The sequence below is a fragment of the Pseudomonadales bacterium genome (assembly GCA_024234165.1).
Classification (GTDB): Bacteria; Pseudomonadota; Gammaproteobacteria; order Pseudomonadales; family UBA5518; genus UBA5518.
On sequence record JACKOP010000001.1, the window covers coordinates 1,220,081 to 1,238,448 of the forward strand.

Sequence of the window (18,368 nt, forward strand, 5' to 3'; positions counted from 1 at the left end):
AGCCTGCGGGCACCGTATGCAGGTGCCTGTAGGCAATGCGTAACGCCGGCGTGAAGAAAGCGTGAACCGCGGCCGTTTTCCCGATACCCTGTCTGCGAGCTGCCACAGGCAACGGGAGAAACACGCATGCCGAAGCAACACATCAATCCCGACACGCTGATGAAACTGCCGAGCTATTCGCAGGTGGTCGTGACCTCGGGCGGACGCACCGTGTACATCGCCGGCCAGGGTGCTTTCGACGCCGGGATGCAACTGGTAGGCGCAAACGACTACTACGCACAGACGGTCAAGGCACTGCAGAACCTTGCCGCAGCGCTGGAGGCAGCCGGTGCACGCGTCACGGACGTGGTCAGCAGCACGATGTACGTGAAGGACCTGGGTCCGGAAGCGCTGGAGCAGTTCGGGCGCGCCCTGAACGACGCACTCGGTGGCACGCCCTTTCCGCCGAACGCCTCGACGCTGGTCGGCGTGCAATCGCTGGCTTATCCGCAGATGCTGGTCGAGATATCGGCAGTCGCGGTGGTGGATTGACCGGGACGTGCGGGACACCGCCTGTGCGACGACGGATCAACCACGACAACGCACGCTGCGCGCCGTAACGATGGCAACTCCCGTCACTGCGCGGGAGTGATCACGATGTTGCGATATTCCGCCGGACCGTGGTCGCCCTGCAGGAAGACCGGCCCCGGAGCCCCCTCATTGCTGTCGAGTGCACCGCCGGTGATCCCGGGGATGATCTGATCGACGATGATCGCCCTGCCGTTGAGCACGACCGTGATGCGACGCCCGATCAGCGTTATGTCGTACGACTGCCACTCGCCTGGACCGAGCGAGGCAAGCTCGTTGGGGACGAGATGCCCGTAGACAGCTCCGAGCCCATCGATTTTCGGCTCGTCGCCCGGCGTATCCTCGATCTGCACTTCATGGCGACCGCGCAGAAAGATCCCGCTGTTGCCGCCCGGGTGATAGCGGAATTCGACGTGGAGCTTGAAGTCGGTGAACAGGCCTTCCGTAATGAGACCGGCACCCGCTGCGTCGTTGCGCAGCACCCCGCTGGCGGCTTCCCAATGATTTGCACCCTGCCCGACCGTCTTCCAACCGGAAAGATCCTTGCCGTTGAACAGCGCGACCGCAGCCCCCCATGTCGGAGGTGTCGTACGCAGCAGGCGCGGAGCACGCTCGCCCTTGAAGGTCTGCCGCCATCCGCTGGCGGTGGCGATGGCTCCCGAAATCGAATCACCCTGCAGCCGCCCCGTCACGGTGGTTTCACCCTCTGCATCATCCCACTGCGGCGGGATGCTGAACGTGAAGCTCCCGGCCGCCTCGTCGTATTCGATCTCGGCGACCGGGCGCGTGCTTCCGACCATGTTCACGAAAGCGCCCACCAGGGTGCTGCGCCCCGAGCGCCGCACCTCGAGCCAGGCAGCGGTGTTGTGATGATAGCCGGGCTCATCCACGACGATATCCCATCGTCCCACCAACGAAGACCGTAACGGCTGTACCGGGGCGTCCGCTGCCGTAACCGAAGGGAGCGTCACGCTCGCCACGGCGAGGCAGGCGGCGACAAAGAACATGGCGATGGCGGACATGAAAGAGAAGATCCGGGAGTGGCGACGCCGTCGAATCATAGCGCCGAATCGCCGCGGGAGCATGCTCGCTCCGGGGATGACTGCCGATTGTGTTACCCTGCCGACCGGCAGTGACGAGCGTCGGCTGTGCAATGGTCCGGGGAGCATCAAGATGGCGACGAAACGTCGACACTGGCTGCAATGGGTGTTGCTCACGTTACTCGTATTGCTCGGTCTGGCTGCGATGGCGGCGCTGCTGTTCCTGCGCGGGATCGGTTTTCTGCGCGCTCCGGTCTATGAAACCGATCGTCCACGTTTGCCCCTCGAGCACCACCCTTCGGTACTCGTGTTCTCCAAGACCAACGCTTTCATCCACAAGGACGCGATCCCTGCCGCGAAGGAGTTGCTTGCGCTCATGGGCGAGGAACAAGGCTGGGGTGTATTCCAGACCGACGGTGGCGGTGTCTTCAACAGGGACGATCTTGCCCGATTCGACGTCGTGGTCTGGAACAACGTCACCGGCGATGTGCTGACTCCGGCGCAACGCGAGGCTTTTGCAAGCTGGCTACAGTCAGGTGGCGGCTTCGTGGGCTTGCACGCGGCGGGAGACAGCAGCCACAAACACTGGCCGTGGTATCACGACACCGTGATTCGCGCACAGTTCATCGGGCATCCGACCAATCCACAGTTTCAGCAGGCGACAGTACGAATCGAGCAGCCTGCGGATCCGATCGTCGGCACACTCGGCCCTGCATGGCAGCGCACCGACGAGTGGTATTCCTTTGCGCAAAGTCCGCGGGCACCGGATCTCCGGGTTCTTGCGACACTGGACGAGGCGAGCTACGTGCCACGCGGACTTTTCGGCGCATCACTCGCGATGGGGGCGGATCATCCAGTCATCTGGAAACATTGCGCCGGAGCTGGACGCGTGTTCTATTCTGCGCTCGGTCACACCGCCGACAGCTATGCAGAGCCTGCATATCGTGAAATCCTTGTGCGTGCGATCCGGTGGGCCGGGAGGATGAATACGGCAGACAGGCAACCAGCAGATCCGCTGCCCTGTGAAACGTCCTGAATATCGGGAGAGCACCATGACCTACATGAACCGACGAGACCTGCTCCAGCTTGCGTGTGCGGCGATGGGTGGCAGCCTGTTCAGTTCAGCCTCATTCCGTGTACTGGCGGGTGATGCACCCACTCGCACCGCTTCGCACCCGCTCTTCGATAGCCCGACGCGCTCCCTGGTTGCCGAACTCACGGACATGATCATCCCGGCTACCGATACTCCCGGCGCAATCGTGGCGGGCGTGCCCGACTTCGTCGAAATGATGGTTGCCGACTGGTACACAGGCACTGAGCGGCGGATTTTCCTCGATGGCATCGCTGCGCTCGATGCCTACTGTCGTCAGACTTTTGCTGCTCCCTTCTTGCAATGCTCCGGGGAACAACGCACCTCCGCGTTGCAGCACGCAGAACAGCAGGCACTTGCTTACAAAAGCCCGCTACCTGGCGGGGTTTTCGGCGCGATGAGCAAGCTGGTCGACGAGCAGACACCGTTCTTCACGAAGCTCAAGGAATTGACCGTACTCGGCTATTACAGCTCCGAGGTCGGTGCGACGCAGGAACTTGCGTATAACCCCATGCCGATGCGCTACGACGGCGACTATGACTACGCGCAAACTGGCCGTCAGTGGAGGTTCTGAATCCATGAAGTACGACTTCGATGCAATCGTAGTGGGTTCCGGTGTAACCGGAGGCTGGGCGGCGAAGGAACTGACTGCACGAGGTTTACGCACGCTGGTGCTGGAGCGTGGTCGCCCGCTGCAACATGGAAGCGGCTACATCACGGAACACGTACCTCCCTGGGAAGTTCCGTTCGGTGGCAAGCCCGTTCGTGATCTCTATGAACGCGAGTATCCGGTACAGAGTCGGAGTTACGCGTTCGACGAAACCACCCGGCATTTCTGGCTGAAGGACACCGAACAGCCCTACGTTCACGCCAACGATGCACCGTTCAACTGGTTCCGTGCGGGAGTCGTGGGCGGCAAGTCACTGCTGTGGTCCCGACAGGTCTACCGCTGGAGCGACCTCGACTTCGAGGCCAACGCTCGCGACGGGCACGGTGTGGACTGGCCCATCCGCTACCGGGACCTCGCACCCTGGTACGAACATGTGGAACGTTTCATCGGCGTGAGTGGCCAGGCACTCGGCCTGGCGCATCTCCCGGACAGCGTGTTTCAGCCTCCGATGGAGATGAATGTGGTCGAGAAGGCCATAAGGCAGCGAATCGAAACCACATTTCCCGGTCGGCACATGACGATCGGACGCACGGCGAATCTTACCGAACACCTGGGCGATCGCGCGGCCTGTCACTATTGCGGCATATGCCGGCGTGGCTGTTCGACCGGTGCCTACTTCAGCAGCCTGAGTTCGACCCTGCCGGCTGCCCGCAAGACCGGCTTGCTGGAACTGCGCGCAAACAGCGTGGTCGAGGCGCTCGACTATGATCCGCAGACAAAACGTGTCACCGGTGTCAAAACCATAGACTCGACCACGCGAGAGCGACAGCGGTTCACCTCGAAACTGGTGTTCGTATGCGCCTCCACGATCGGAAGTCTGCAGATACTCCTCAATTCGCGCTCGGACAGTTTCCCCGACGGTATCGCAAACCGCAGCGGCATGCTGGGTCGCTATGTGATGGATCACCAGGACGGGGGAATTGCCTTCGGCACGACATCCCAATTCAACGGCAAGTATTACTATGGGGACCGCCCCAACGGGATTTATATCCCCCGCTTCCGTAACCTCGACCCGAACCAGCCCGACAGGGATTTCTTGCGTGGCTATGGATATCAGGGTATGGCCTTCCCGCTCGAGGGACGTTTCGTTGCCAGCCGCATTCCCGGTTTCGGTGCCACATTCAAGCAGGCACTACGCGCTGCACCGACGTGGGGTTTTCTGATCGGAGCCTTCACCGAGTGCCTGCCTTACCCCGACAACCAGGTGTCGCTGGACTCCGACCGTCTGGACCCCTACGGAATTCCGCAAGTACGCTTCAACGTCCGCTTCCGGGACAATGAAGCAAAGCTCAGCGCAGATTCGGTTACCGAGGCAAGAGCCATGCTTGAAGCCGCCGGCCTGCAGAACGTGCTTGCGATCACTCAGCCTGCGGTACCTGGCAACGCCATCCACGAAATGGGCGGTGCCTGCATGGGGCACGACCCAGCGACCTCCGTGCTGAACGGTTGGAACCAGGCACACGACGTGCCGAATCTGTACGTCACGGACGGGGCCAGCATGAGCTCCTGCGGTGTCGTGAACCCCTCATTGACATTCATGGCGTTGACGGCACGCGCGGTGAACCATGCCGTCGACGGTCTCCAGCGCGATGCTGGCGCCAGGAGCGAGACGTGATCCAGGGTCTGACAAGGCGTGGTGTTCTGATGGCTGGTCTGGGAGCTGCATTGATGCCTCTGCCTGGATGGGTCAACCGCGCACGCGCATCGGTCGGTAACGATCTCGTCATCGGTGTCCAGCTTTATATGTTGCGAGAACTTCTCGCACAGGATTTCAACGGCACCCTGGCCGCCGTTGCACGGACAGGCATTCACCACGTCGAGTTCGCCGGTTTCCATGATCGTCGCGCAACCGATCTTGCCGGAACATTGAAGGCGAACGACCTGATTGCCGTCAGTGCACATGCCGTTCGCGCGGAAATGACCGATGACGAGCTGGGTGCAACGATTGATTTCTGTGCGGAACTGGGTGTTCGTTACATCTGTGCTGCAGCACCATTGATGCGCCATCTGCAGTGGCCGGTCGTATCGATGGCCCAGGCAATCGAGGCTGCGCGCAAGGTGACACTGGACGATATTCGCGAGAGCGCAGACCGGTTCAATCGTATCGGCGAACAGGTTCAGGCCGCAGGCATGCAGTTTGCCTACCACACGCACGGCATGGATTTTCGCCGCTATGGCGATACGCTCGGATTCGACGAGATGATGCAACGCACCGATCCGGGACGGGTTGTCTTCGAAATCGACATCGGCAACGCGATTTCTGCAGGGGCTGATCCGATGCCGTATCTTCAGCGCTTTCCTGACCGCTTCAAGCTCGTCCACGTCAAGGACTGGCCAAAAGGAACGACGTGGGACGACAACACGATGCCACGCTCGGCCCCATTGGGTGAGGGCATCATCGATTGGATGAAAACGCTACGTGCCTGCACGGCAGCGGGCATCGACACCTGTTTCATCGAACAGGAGAGCATTCCTGCCCCGGATGTGATCGCAGCCCTCCGGCAGGATCATGAATTCCTGCGTGCACTTTGATGCCTACTTCGCTCCCCCGGTTGCGGTGAGCTGCGCGCCGTCGAGATGACGGTCGAAGAAATCGACCATCACCCTGAACGCTTCTTCCGATTCCGGCAGATCGACGTCGGCAAAAAAGAAATGCTGCAGCCCGTCCCACACATGCAGGTCGGCATCGACGCCGGCCTTCACCAGTTGCCGGTGGGTATGAAGTGCAGAACTCATCGCCATGTCCCGCGTAGCCGTCACGAGCAGCGTGGGCGGAAACTTCGCAAGCACCGCAGGATGATCGACCGGTGATACCAGCGGGTCGTGTACATCCGCCGCTTCAAAGTAGGCGAGGCGTGTCAAGGCATCCGCCGCACCCGGCGGAGGTACCGGGCGACCATTGAGCGCAGCCGCCGTGTAGCCCGAATCGCCGTCACCGAGATGCCCTGCCGAAGCGCAGGATATTTCGACCGCACCCGGCGTCGGCAATCCTTCCTTCTGGAACCAGGCCAGAGCCTGCGCTGCCAGCAACCCCCCGGCTGAACAGCCGAAGATCCCGATGTGTCCAGGACTGTAGGTTTTCAGCAGCTCACGGTAGACGATCGCCACGTCTTCGCTGGCCGCCGGAAATCGATGCTCCGGACCCTGGCGGTAATCGACTGCCACGACCCGGTATCCTCCCAGCCCCGCTACCGGAATCGACTCGAGTTGGCCGTTGCTGCGGGCGCCCATGGTGAAACCGCCCCCGTGCAGGTTGATCAGGACGCGGTCTTGCCTTTGCGCCGTAACGCCGGTGGCAGGCGTGATCACCTCCGTGTACACCCCGTTGATGGTGCGCGGTTCGATGGCAACTGCAAAGCGCTGCCTCGCCTTCGCGATCAGCGGCGCCAGATAGTGTTCGTCGAGGATGCGCCGCTGCTCGGCAATCGGCAGCCCTTGCATGCGTGCCACCGGTGAGGCGTAAAAGGCCGGTGAATGCTCATGAAGATAGGCGTTGCGGGCTGCCTCGCTCGCGAAGACCGAAAAAGGTGCAGCAAACGCAGGGATCTGTACCGTTGCATCAGCGGTGACGACCGGAAGTGCGGGTCTCGTTGCACCCGCAGCAGACTGCGGTGCTGCAACAGACGGCGGCGCCTGCGTGGATTCGCTGGATCCATCCCCCGCCACGACCACACCTCCTGTCGAGATCATCATCACCGTCAATGCCAGCAACGGTCTTCTGAGCAAGTTCGTCATATCCTTCTTCCGATACCTGGACGCAGAATCATGCGGCGCCGTTTCCAACACTCGGTGCACATGTCCGTCTGTCTGGAACGGCCATCTTCAATGAGCATATGCCACCGACAGCGCCCACGTGCGCGGCATGTTGTAAGCACCCGTCAGGAAGGGGCCAACCTTGTACGTACTGGTCAGCACCCGTTCATCGTCCAGGTTGCGTCCCTCGAGCGCCACTCGCCATTTTTCGCTCGGCGAATTCCACGCGGCCGACGCGTTCCAGATCTCATGCGACTTCTGTACCTGGACCTGACTGAGCGGGTCGCGCAGGTCGATCGGCGAGTTTGTGAACGATTCGTCGCGATGCGCAACATCGACACCGAGCGTGATGCGGCCCATGTCACCAACGGTGAACCCGTACTGGACACGAGCCTGGGCGGTCCATTCGGGTGAAAAACCGATGGCTGTATAACGGCCGATATCGATTGGATTGCCTGCTGCATCCCGTGTCGGATAGGAGTTGACCTTGGTATCGAGGTAGCCCACGTTCAAGGCCAGCAAGAGGTCGCTCAACGGCGCCCAGGTCATCTCGATCTCGCCGCCCTGGGTCTTCATCTTCCCCACGTTGCTGTTGACGGCCGAGAGGGTATTGTTCACCAGCGCAATGACTGAAAGCTGCTTGTCCGTGTAGTCGTTGTAGAACAACTCGGCGTTCACGCGGAAGTTTCCGCCCAGGGTCGTCTTGAGCCCGAGGGTATAGGACTCCACGGTCTCGGGCGCGTATTTGGCGGCAATGCCCGCACCAGTCGAGTTATAGCCACCCGTCTTGAAGCCCGTGGAGTACCCTGCGTAGATCAGAAGATCATCGCCTGCAAACCAACTGAGCTTGGCGCTCGGCGTGAATTCGGACCACGTGCCTCCGCCGCGCAAGGTATTGATCGTGGACTGCTGGAAGAAGCGGGAATTGGCGACCCAACCGCCAAACATCGGGCTGGCTTCGGCTGCAACCTCTTGCCCCGGCGCCACCGCCACAATGGCGCTTGCAGGGAACCCTTGCAGACGCGCAAGCGCATACCACCCGTTGTCGACACGATCCATCTGGTCGATTTCTTTCTTGTCGGTGGTGTAACGTCCACCAAGCGAGAGTTGCCATTTCTCCACGAAATTCCAGTCGACCGATGCGTAAACCGACTCGGACTTCAGGGTTTCCTCATTCTCGAAGACTGTCCGGTAGTACATCTGCACCGCCCGCAGTCGCGGATACTGGGGATTGTCGGTCAAGCTTTCCTGCGTCGCATCGAGAAAATAGGCACCAAGCACCGCATTTACGTCGTCGCCGCTGTAATTGAGCTGCAGTTCCTGGCTGTAGTCGTCGGCGTTGCGCGGCACGATGGTCGTAATGAACTGCTGCGAACTGCCGTCGAAATCGAATACCTGCACGTTGTCGACCGAGCGCACCGCAGTCACCGACTTGAGCCGCCACCGATCAAGAATGTCCCACTCGACCGTGAGCGCGAACGTCTTGGTCTCGATCTCGTACTTGTCAAACGCAGCACCAAGCTCCGTATTGACCACGTCGATGCCGGATGGAATGGATATGTCGTTCGGCGTGCTGACGAGTCCGATGCCCGGCCCGAGGAACCGGTTTGCTCCGCTGATCACAAAGTCGATTCCAGTGAGCTGGGCAGCATTTACAGCCACCCGCTTGGGTATGCGCGGCTGGGAACTGTCCTTGCTGTAGTCAGCCGTCAGGTAGGCGCTGAGGTTGTCGCTGAACCTCGCCAGCAGACCGGCACGATACCCGCGGAAATCACCATCCCAGAATCTTCTGCCATCGAAGGCGTTGCGCTGGATACCGTCCTGTCGTTTGACGATGACACCGACGGTGCCGTACAGGCGGTCAGCAACCAGGGGGCCGGAGGCACTCCCCCTGATTTGCCCGAGGTCAAACTCGCCGATCTTCACCTGTGCGTCCGCCTGGAACTCATCGCCAGGACGGCGTGTGACGTACTTGATTGCACCGCCTATCGTGTTGCGTCCGTACAGATGCCCTTGGGGGCCCTTCAGTACCTCGATGCGCTCGATGTCGTAGGTCTCGATGAGCGCTCCGGTGGTGCGGTTGAGATATATGTCGTCGATGTAGATACCAATGCCCTGGTCGAAGCCAGGGTCGTTGCCGATGCCACGCACAAACACCGAAACAGATCCGGCGACCAGACCACCGGTGTCGCTGATCGTGATGTTCGGCGTCATGCGTTCGAGGTCCGTGATGTTGGCGATCTGGGCCGCCTCGAGCTGCTCCGCATTGAAAGCGGTAACAGCCATCGGGACGTGCTGCAGACTTTCATCGCGCTTGCGCGCGGTGACGACGATCTCGTCCAGCATTGCGCCTTCGGCTGCCAGCGTCGGCAATGCTGCAGGCAACAGCGTCGCCGACGCAAAGATTGCACCAGTACGGAGTACACGTTTCATGGGATGTTCCTGACGTGGAGGTCGTATCGCAAAGCCACGCATGGCCGCAGCGCTCCGACCCGGTTGTTCTTATTCAGCCCGCACCGCAATGGGGTGGCACGAGCCCGCGCAACGTAGCGCAGTGCGGTCGTTCGTGTCCACAGCTTTCTTGCACGGTTTTCCTGCCGAACCGGCCTGTACGGCACGACGCCTCGGCCACCCGGGCCCTCAGGGCGAGGCATTGCGACGATCCGGCGGCTGACTGGCAAGCTGGACCAGCGCTTCCAGCACACGCGCCTTGCGTGCCTCGTCAGGAAGAATCAGGTAATGGTCGCGACCTTGTGGATTCGGCGTGAATTCGGTGAATCCGTCGCTCGCGACGGCCACATCACCGGGCGGTGAGAGATCGAAATAGCCGCGCTCCGGATGGACGGCGTAGAGAACGCTCGTCAGATCCCAGGTGGGCCGATTGTGCGGCGGAGGCAGATAAAGGTAATACGCCTCGGCCAGCGGATGATGTGCCACGTACTTGTAGTCACGCTCGATGCTTGTGCCGGGGTAGCGTGCCGCCATACCGATTTCGAAGCCGCTGAACACCATGCCGGTCGGCCATCGCGCCACCAACCCTGCACAGCTCGGTATGTCCTTTACGACGTTGTACTCGAGATAACGGGCATTGCCTTCGACCGGAGCAAAGGCTCCGGCCATCAACGACAGAAACCGGACCTTCGCCTTCACCAGTTCAGTGCCTGTCAACGGTGAAATATCGTCCCCCGGCGTGTCGAGCAATCGCGCCAGGTTCGTCGAGAAGCCGACCTGAACGATGACCACGGACTGATCCGGCTGCGCTGCCAACACCTGGCGAAGGAGCCGTGTTGCGAGCGGGAACCCTGCCTGATCGTGAGGATAGCGGAGCCGATCCTGGTCACGAATGTCGACCATCGGGAGGTACTTGCAGTTCTCCCTGGGCCCACCGGCACCCACTGTCCCGACGGGAATGCTGCCACGACCGTAGAACGTGTTGACGAGATCAACAAAAGGCGCCGCCCTGGCGTCATCGACGCTGACGGTGACGGCCAGCAACCTGGCATCACCGCGCGACTGCATTGCGTGGATCATGCCGAGTGCAAGCACATCGTCCACGTCACCACACATATCGGTATCGAAGACGAGCCCCACCGGATCGTCTGCTCGTACCGGCAACCCCGACACGAGCAGGAACAGAATCCACACGAGCGATACTGAACCGAACACCGCACCCTTTCGGGTCCAGGACGGGATCCAGGCAACGCCCCGGGAGCGCAGCCTAATCAACAGGCTTTGCCGTGGGTTTCCGCGTGGCATCCCAGTCCTTGCGTGATACGAGAGCAAGTTCCCGGAAATTCCCACGCGTCTCCCAGGTCCCTGTGAAGCCCTTCGGGATCACGAGCGAATCACCCGTTTTGAACTCATGGGCCTGGCCATCGGCATCGGTCAGGATCAACCCACCATCCAGGATGTGCACGTACTCGTCGTAGGGCATCCCCGGTGCACGCAGTGCCAATGTGAGCGGCTGTTCTTCGAACACGACGGCAACGAAGGAATCGCTATCGAACAGTACGGCGCTCCTTGGTTGCGAAACACCGCTCAGCACGGTATGCGGAGGCGCCGAAGGTTTGGGTGTCAGGGCGACATCCTGGAGCGTGGCGGCATCCAGCCTGAGCGGGACAATCTTTGCCGTCGTGGTGGATCCTGATGAATCGGCGACTGCCGGCGGAACCACCACTGACAACACGACGACGGCCATGATGAAAGTCGGGGACCAGAATTTCATCGCATGACTCCTGATGTTCTCTGTTTCTTCGTCCAGTGTGGCATATGCCAAAAACTCTCGTCAAAGCGACAACAGCTGCGCAGCACCGACGCGCTGAAATGGGCGCTGGTCTGGCACGCCGGCTCCCGCTGCCTTGCCGAGAATCATCTCTGCCGCCTTCTCGGCGATCGCGATGATCGTCGCGTTGGGGTCACCGGTGGTGATGCGCGGCATCACGGAGCCATCGACCACCCGCAGCCCCGCCACGCCGTGCACTTCGAGCCGGTCGCTCACGACGGCGAGCGGATCATGCCCCATGCGGCAGGTACCGACGGCTTCGTAATTGACCTCCACCGTGCGGCGCAGGAACGCGTCGATCTGCTCATCGGTTTCGATGCCCGCACCCGGCACGACCTCTTCGCCGTGATAGCGGCGATAGGCCGCACCGCCGAAGATGCCGCGTGAGATGCGGATGCCACGGCGCAGCGCCTCGATATCGCGTGGGTGGCTGAAGTAGTTGGTGTCGATCAGCGGCGGCGCCAGCGGGTCGGCCGACTGCAGGCCGAGCCGGCCACGACTCTCGGGGCGGGTGAGGATGATGAGGTTGCTCACCCCGTGTCCGCCCTTGATGCCCGGATCCTGCACCAGCAGCGCCGGCATGAAATAGAACTTCAGGTCGAGTTGCTGATGACCAGGGGTTCCCGAACGCAGATAGGCGACGGCATCGATCGCGTTGCCGCCCAGCGGCCCCTTGCGGGCAAACAGATAGGCGATGCCTGCCTGCAGCATCGCCAGCGGATTGCGGAAATACCGGTAGTACGTGATCGGCTGCGGGCAGCGCAGGGCGACGGACGTACCGATATGGTCGTGCAGATTCAGGCCCACGCCTTTCAGGTCGTGCAGCGGCGTGATCCCGACCGCCTGCAGATGCTCCGCGTCACCGATGCCGGAAAGCATCAGCAACTGGGCCGACTGGAAGGTCCCGGCGCTGCTGATGATCTCCCGCCCCGCGTTGGCCCAGTGCGTTTGCTGCCCGACGCGATACTCGACACCCACCGCCCGCTTGCCGTCGAACAGGATGCGGGTTGCGTGTGCCCCGGTCACCACCTCGAGATTCGAACGCCGTTCTGCCGGTCGCAGATACGCGACCGCCGTGCTGATGCGCCGCCCCCTGTAGATGGTGTGTTCACCCGGGCCGAAGCCTTCGGAGCGGGCGCCATTGTGATCGTCGTTGTAGGGGTAGCCCGCATCGTGCGCCGCAGCGATCCAGGCGTGGGTCGCCGGGTTGCTCAGCCCGGTCCGGGTGACACGCAACGGACCATCGCCGCCGTGGAAGGCGTCGGCACCGTGGAGATTCCCCTCGGCCCGGCGATAGTAAGGAAGCATCTCGGCGCAGGACCAGCCGCGGTTGCCGTCCGCAGCCCATCCATCGAGGATTTCGGGTGCGCCACGGCTGTAGCACATGCCGTTGATCGAACTGCTGCCACCGAGCACCTTGCCGCGCACATCGGCGAGGACGCGGTTGTCGAGATGCCTTTGTGGAGCGGTCTGGTAGTGCCATGCATGCTTGCCGCCGTAAAGCAGTGCGAGGAATCCACCCGGAACATGGATCAGCGGACTCTTGTCCTTGCCGCCCGCCTCGAGCAGCAGCACGCGATGGCGGGAATCGGCGGAAAGACGGTTTGCCAGCACGCACCCGGCCGAGCCGGCACCGATGATGATGAAGTCGTACGGATTTGCGTCCGGCATACTGACCTGGCCCCTGTGGCGCGTTCTTCGGACGCAGGACGCACGGAATTGCACGCCCGCATCAAAAACCCTTAATGCAATGCATGTTGCAGTAACAGGAAGAATGGTGTCAACTGTGGATCCGGCCCTGGCACACGGCAGACAAAGGCCGAAACCAATTCCCATGCCGGCAACGACGAAGAAGGAGCGACGAGATGGTGAGCGAAGAACAGGCCGCGGCCTACGGTTTCTCGCAGGCCGTGCGGGCGGGCGAGTTGCTGTTCTGTGCCGGACAGGTCGGCGAAGAAGCCGACGGCACGGTACCGAGCGACCCCGCACGGCAGTTCCGGCTGGCATTCGAGGCACTCGGGCAAGTACTGGCACGGCACGGGCTGGAAGCCGCCGATATCGTCGATCTGACGAGCTTCCACGTCGGCTATCCGGCGCATATGGACGAGTTCGCAGCCGAGAAGGCCCGATTTCTGGGCGATGCACGCCCGGCGTGGACTGCGATCGGCGTTGCCGCCCTCGGCTACCCGCAAACCCTGGTCGAGGTCAAGGCGATTGCCCGCATCGGTGGCTGACGCCTCGAAGCCGACACGGCCGCGCAGGCGCCCGGGCGGACGCACCGAACGCAACCGCCAGCAGGTGGCGGCAGCCGTCCTGCAACTGATCGGTGACGGACGGCTCGAGTTCGAGCTGCAGGAGGTGGCGGCGCTCGCCGGCGTGCATCGCAGCACGCTGTTCCGGCGCTGGCCTGATCGCAGCGCGCTGATCGCCGAAGCGTTGGCAGAGCACGTCTCGCACCTGAACATCCCGTTCAGCGGCAACTGGCAGGAAGACCTGCACCGCATTGCGTTCGGCCTGCGCGATTTTCTGAACGACCCGATCGAAACCGCGATGAACCGCATGCTCGTGAGCAGCAACAACGAGGTTTTCCGCGAACAGATGTTCCGCCACTGGGCGCCGATCATCGCCGCACTGCACGCGCCGCTGGCCGATGCGCAGCGCGCGGGCGAGATTCCCGCCGACGCCGACCCGGTTGCGCTCATCTCGATGCTGATTTCCCCGATCATTCTCAGCACGGTGTTCATGCGCTCACCCCCTGACGACGCCTTCATCGAACTGCTGGTCAAGCAGACGGTCCTCGCCTGCACGGGGCAGCGCCTGGCCTGACAACGCTGTCGGCTTTGCGCAGAATGAGGCCTCAAACGCACTCGAGCAGGATGGCCCATGCGAAACGCTGCGACCGCGACCCGTTTCGACGCCGCCTGCTCCCTGTTCAGGCGATTGCAGGCTGACCAAAGCGGCGACCCGTCCAATCAGTACCTGCTGCACGTCCCTCACCGCAACACCGCCTGGGTGGGCGCCTTTCCCCGACGCGTGATCAGCTACGACCACAACGGCTTCGATATCGTGACTGCGGAGGGACGCAGGCGCGAAGCCCCGGTGCCCAGGCCGTTTCGCCGCCTGCGCGAGCTGCTCGACCCCGCGCTCCCCTGCTTTTTCATCATCAGTCTCGATCTGCAGCGCCCTTCCTGCGACCCCGGATTGCCGTTGCTGCGCTGCATCCAGCCCGGGATGGAAGCGGAATTCTCCGGCGAGGCGAATGGGCTGAAAACCCAGGTCGTCGCCACGGATCCGCAATGGGACGAGATTATCGATAACCTTCCCGAACGCGAGCTTCCTCGCCAGCGTTCATCCTATCGACAGTCACCCGCTGCGCCGTGGGAAAGCGAAACCGACGGACGGCTGCTGGAGCGCCTGCAGGAAGCCGTGCGGGTCCTGCAGTCGAGACCGGCCGCAAAAATGATCATCTCGAGGTCCTGCCGCAAGTCGATCCAGCCCGGCAGCGACCCGTTCGGGCTGTTCGAGATCTATGCCGGCTCGGAACCGGGAGCGGCAGCGTCGCATTTCCTGGCGCTCGACGAACAAACCTTTTCATTGGGCTGCAGCCCGGAAAACGTTTTCGAGCTGCAACACGGAAGACTCGTCTTCGACGTGATCGCATCGACGCGGGGGCGGTCCAGCGACCCGGAAAAGGACCGCCGCTGGCTGCTCGAACTGCAGCACGATGAAAAAGAGAAAGCCGAGCATCTGATGGCCTTCGAGCGTTACCTCCAGCGGCTCGAGGGGCTGTGTCAGCCCGGAACGGCTTGCGTCGAACAGTCGATGGGGATTCGCACGCTGAAGCGGGTGAGACACCTGTATTCACGCGTCAGCGGGGAACTTCGCCCGGAACTCGATTTCGTCGACCTCCTGGAGGACAGCTTTCCGCCACTTGCCTCGTACCCCCCCGAGCTGATTCCGCTCGCAGACTCCGGACTGGAACCAACCCTTTTCCATGGCGGCATGGTCGGTCGCATCGCACCGGGATGGCAGGATATATCCTGCTTTCTGAACCTGCGCTCGGCTCTGCTGCAGCACGGCACACTCCATACCCAGGGAGGGGTAGGCGTGATCGGCGCGTCCAACCCGGAACAGGAGCTGCTCGAGGTCAGGAACAAGCTGCGCAGCCTGATGGAAGCGGTCGAATCGTGGCAGAGCGAGGGGCCACCCGACGCCGAGCCGTGGCCGGGCTGATTCGGCCAACGCCAGAACGACGCCAACTATTCCCGCCGTTTGCTGTCCGATTCTGGGAAATCCTCTACAGAACGCCACACGCGCCTTGACCCGCCAGAATGGCACACCGAGACTGGGGACGTGCAATCAGACTGCACGTTCCGAGTGAGTCCGGTTGTATCACTCAAACCTACAGGGGGTATCCATGAGCAAGAACACACTCGCACTTCTGGTAGCCGCTGCGCTGACGGTTCCAGCGGTTGCTTCGGCCAACGATTTCAGCGGCTTCGGCGTCTCCGCCGACCTGCTGCTCAAGTCCACCGGCGCAGAGGTCAAGACCAAGTACGTCGAAAGCTACGGCTCCAGTACGTACACTGACTCGATGAAAGAGGATGAAGGCGGTAAGCAGAATGTCCTCGCCGGCCTCAACGTCTGGTACGGCTTCGACATCACCTCGTGTGTGGTGCTGCAGGTAGGCGCAACCGCCGATCTTGGCAAGCACGACGTCGCCAAATTCAGGGACAGCGATGGCTACAGCGCCAAGGTAGAAGAAAAGAATCATTATTCGTTCTACGTGGCACCGGGCTATCTGGTGACGCCGAAGACACTCGTGTACGGCAAACTGGCGTACCACAACACGAAGCTCAAGATGGACGGAAACGACTTCGGCTATTACGAGAGTGATGATGTCAACGGGTCGAAGCGCTTCAACGGCTGGGGTCTGGGCGGCGGAATCAGCACGATGCTGACCGACAACCTGTTCGTGTACGCCGAAGCCCAGCACGTCTGGTACGAGAGCAAGAAGATCTTTTCGTACAGCGATTCTGGTGGCGGCGGAGGGGGGAGCACTCCGACGTGGTCGGAGCATGAGCAGGTCAAGGCCCAGCCCAACAGCACGATCGGTGTGATCGGTATCGGCTACAACTTCTGAGTCGACGCGAGCCAGGCTCTGAAAACCCCCGGTGAAGACCGGGGGTTTTCTTTTTCTGCCTTCAGCTCTTGCCGGCGCGCTGCAGCAGATAGCGACGCATGGCTTCCCGTACGCGCTGCTGCGCATGCGCCGGAGGTGCCACATGCTCCGGTGCGGCGTGCAGCAGGTTCATCGTCGCGTTCGCCTCGTAAAGCACCACCCGACCGCCGGGCGTCACGTCGAAGTCGATACCGAAGATCTCCAGCGGTATGCGTTCGCGGATGGCACGCAACGTCGATGACACCGACGCCCCCAGCTCCTGATCGGGATCGCGACAGATCCGGTCTTCCGCCGCCAGCAGTTCCGGGTGCGCTTCACAGAACGCGACGCGCGGAGCGGACTTGCGCCCGTGCACGTTCCAGCTGGTGTCGTAGTCCACGCGCGCCACGATGATCTCGTCGCCGACGATCACCGCCCGGATCTTGCGGTAGAACGCCGAAGGGCCACGGCTGTCGACGAATTCGGTGACGAAAAACTCCTTCTGCACTTCGGTCTGCAGGATCTTCACGAGCATGTCCCGGTCATCGATGCGGGTCATGCCATACCCCTGCTGGAACAGGATGCTGCGCGTGATCAGCGGATAGCCGAATTGCGCCTCGATTGCAGCGACCAGCGCTTCGACGTTTCTGGCCTCCTTGCTGAAACGCTGCGTCCCCGGCACGACGAGACCCGGCAGGCCGGCGATCAGCGCGACAATGCCGTCGCGCGTGGTGAGCACCGCCCGGTCGGGGTGATTGATGACCGGCACCGCAAGAGCGTCGGCGAAACAGCGCGCGGCCGCCAGTGTGCCGTGCATCAGCAGCGCCTCGCCATTGGCGACGTTGTTGATGACCAGGTCCGGCCGGGGCAGTCTTTCCAGGGCGGCAAGGTTGGCCTCGTATTCGGCGAATACCGACGAAAAATGAATTTCATCGCCCAGCACGGCAGTGATCTGGCTGGCGTAGTTCGCACTGAAGTGCAGTTGATGGTCCGAGCTGATTTCCTCGAGCTGGATCTGGTTCAGGACCAGGACCTCCGCCCTTTGGCCCGGCTTGCGTGGTGCCGAATGGACCGGACGCAGCATCGCCGCACGGCGCTCGAGTTCGGCCACCTTCTGCTCGTCGCCTTCGACTGCTGCGCAGCGCTGCAGATCACGCAGCAAGCGCAGGTTCGTGCGCGGCTGCATCGCGACATCGGCCGCCTCGAGGAACTTGCGGGCAGCGGACGTATCCCCCATCAGGATGCCGATTTCGCCCAGCGCGTGCAGCACGCCAGCGTCCGTGGGCAGGCACGCGACCACACTCTTCAACAGGACGTCCGCCTTGGCGAACTCGCCCAGATCGACCATGACCGTGGCGAGTGACATCAGCATCTCGCGCTCGTCGGCAGCCGGAACACGCACGAGCGGCCAGGTCGGAACCGGCTGGCGCAGCAGTCTGATCGCATCGCTGCGGCTGCCTTGCGCCACCAGCAGTCGCAGGCAGCCAAGCAGGTTGCGCAGACCGGTCCACGGCGGGGACTTCAGGGCCAGTGTGCGCTTCCACAGCTTCAGCGCAGCTCTTGCATCGCCCTTGCGCTGCAGCGTTTCGGCCAGCAGGCCGACGACCTCGACGTCGTCGGGTTCGCTCGCAAGGATCTTCCTGCAGATTCGCTCTGCATCGTCCAGCAGGCCTGCGTTGTACAGGACGCGGGCGTTTACCAGTTGTTCACGCGGATCTGCAGGCTTTTTCACGGTCGATGAGATCGGATGCAACGGTTCGGTCCAGATCGATTCTGCCATGGTACCCGGAGCGAACCACGTGTGC

16 protein-coding genes are annotated in these 18,368 nt (G+C 62.1%); 9 read left to right on the plus strand and 7 right to left on the minus strand.

Translation table 11 applies throughout. The features are described 5' to 3' along the window. Positions 1–126: 126 nt before the first annotated feature. On the plus strand, positions 127–531 hold the full coding sequence (locus H7A12_05245; protein ID MCP5320219.1) for a RidA family protein: 405 nt from the start codon (positions 127–129) through the stop codon (positions 529–531). A gap of 83 nt (positions 532–614) precedes the next feature. Here the strand turns inward: H7A12_05245 and H7A12_05250 are convergent, their stop codons facing one another. Beyond that, entirely contained in the window at positions 615–1,589 is a 975-nt protein-coding gene (locus H7A12_05250; GenBank protein ID MCP5320220.1) for a DUF1080 domain-containing protein, read from the minus strand. Between the two features lie 151 nt (positions 1,590–1,740). Between H7A12_05250 and H7A12_05255 the strand changes: the two genes are divergently transcribed. The 4 genes from H7A12_05255 to H7A12_05270 are packed head-to-tail and all read left to right on the plus strand — an operon-like array spanning position 1,741 to position 5,899. Then, positions 1,741–2,643: a ThuA domain-containing protein gene (locus H7A12_05255; GenBank protein MCP5320221.1), complete on the plus strand. Its 903-nt coding sequence runs from the start codon at positions 1,741–1,743 to the stop codon at positions 2,641–2,643. After that, on the plus strand, positions 2,630–3,271 hold the full coding sequence (locus H7A12_05260; GenBank protein MCP5320222.1) for a gluconate 2-dehydrogenase subunit 3 family protein: 642 nt from the start codon (positions 2,630–2,632) through the stop codon (positions 3,269–3,271). Before H7A12_05255 ends, H7A12_05260 begins: the two co-directional genes overlap by 14 nt. Positions 3,272–3,275: 4 nt before the next feature. Next, complete coding sequence (locus tag H7A12_05265; protein ID MCP5320223.1) at positions 3,276–4,982, plus strand: GMC family oxidoreductase; 1,707 nt, start codon at positions 3,276–3,278, stop codon at positions 4,980–4,982. Continuing rightward, on the plus strand, positions 4,979–5,899 hold the full coding sequence (locus tag H7A12_05270) for a sugar phosphate isomerase/epimerase (GenBank protein MCP5320224.1): 921 nt from the start codon (positions 4,979–4,981) through the stop codon (positions 5,897–5,899). The genes H7A12_05265 and H7A12_05270 overlap by 4 nt, the downstream gene beginning before the upstream one ends. A 3-nt stretch (positions 5,900–5,902) precedes the next feature. On the opposite strand, the gene H7A12_05275 is transcribed toward H7A12_05270, so the two are convergent. The 5 genes from H7A12_05275 to H7A12_05295 all read right to left on the minus strand — a co-directional run bounded on the left by H7A12_05275 (position 5,903) and on the right by H7A12_05295 (position 13,073). Continuing rightward, entirely contained in the window at positions 5,903–7,102 is a 1,200-nt protein-coding gene (locus H7A12_05275) for an alpha/beta hydrolase fold domain-containing protein (protein MCP5320225.1), read from the minus strand. A gap of 87 nt (positions 7,103–7,189) precedes the next feature. Continuing rightward, positions 7,190–9,595 carry a TonB-dependent receptor gene (locus H7A12_05280; protein ID MCP5320226.1) on the minus strand — a complete coding sequence of 802 codons (2,406 nt, stop codon included), beginning with the start codon at positions 9,593–9,595 and terminating at the stop codon, positions 7,190–7,192. A 165-nt stretch (positions 9,596–9,760) separates the two neighbouring features. Continuing rightward, positions 9,761–10,876, minus strand: coding sequence for a nucleoside hydrolase (locus H7A12_05285; GenBank protein MCP5320227.1), 1,116 nt, complete (start codon positions 10,874–10,876; stop codon positions 9,761–9,763). Next, positions 10,839–11,054: a DUF861 domain-containing protein gene (locus tag H7A12_05290; GenBank protein ID MCP5320228.1), complete on the minus strand. Its 216-nt coding sequence runs from the start codon at positions 11,052–11,054 to the stop codon at positions 10,839–10,841. The genes H7A12_05285 and H7A12_05290 overlap by 38 nt, the downstream gene beginning before the upstream one ends. A 351-nt stretch (positions 11,055–11,405) precedes the next feature. Beyond that, positions 11,406–13,073: a GMC family oxidoreductase N-terminal domain-containing protein gene (locus tag H7A12_05295; GenBank protein ID MCP5320229.1), complete on the minus strand. Its 1,668-nt coding sequence runs from the start codon at positions 13,071–13,073 to the stop codon at positions 11,406–11,408. Positions 13,074–13,267: 194 nt separating this feature from the next. Here H7A12_05295 and H7A12_05300 point away from each other — a divergent pair, with 194 nt between their 5' ends. The 4 genes from H7A12_05300 (at position 13,268) to H7A12_05315 (ending at position 16,545) form a co-directional block, all read left to right on the plus strand. Next, complete coding sequence (locus H7A12_05300) at positions 13,268–13,636, plus strand: RidA family protein (protein ID MCP5320230.1); 369 nt, start codon at positions 13,268–13,270, stop codon at positions 13,634–13,636. Then, complete coding sequence (locus H7A12_05305) at positions 13,629–14,228, plus strand: TetR/AcrR family transcriptional regulator C-terminal ligand-binding domain-containing protein (protein ID MCP5320231.1); 600 nt, start codon at positions 13,629–13,631, stop codon at positions 14,226–14,228. The genes H7A12_05300 and H7A12_05305 overlap by 8 nt, the downstream gene beginning before the upstream one ends. Positions 14,229–14,285: 57 nt before the next feature. Then, positions 14,286–15,635 (plus strand): chorismate-binding protein, encoded by a 1,350-nt coding sequence (locus H7A12_05310; protein ID MCP5320232.1) that lies wholly within the window; start codon positions 14,286–14,288, stop codon positions 15,633–15,635. A gap of 184 nt (positions 15,636–15,819) precedes the next feature. Further along, positions 15,820–16,545: an outer membrane beta-barrel protein gene (locus H7A12_05315; GenBank protein MCP5320233.1), complete on the plus strand. Its 726-nt coding sequence runs from the start codon at positions 15,820–15,822 to the stop codon at positions 16,543–16,545. Between the two features lie 61 nt (positions 16,546–16,606). On the opposite strand, the gene H7A12_05320 is transcribed toward H7A12_05315, so the two are convergent. Beyond that, positions 16,607–18,295: a hypothetical protein gene (locus H7A12_05320; GenBank protein MCP5320234.1), complete on the minus strand. Its 1,689-nt coding sequence runs from the start codon at positions 18,293–18,295 to the stop codon at positions 16,607–16,609. Positions 18,296–18,368 lie beyond the last annotated feature (73 nt).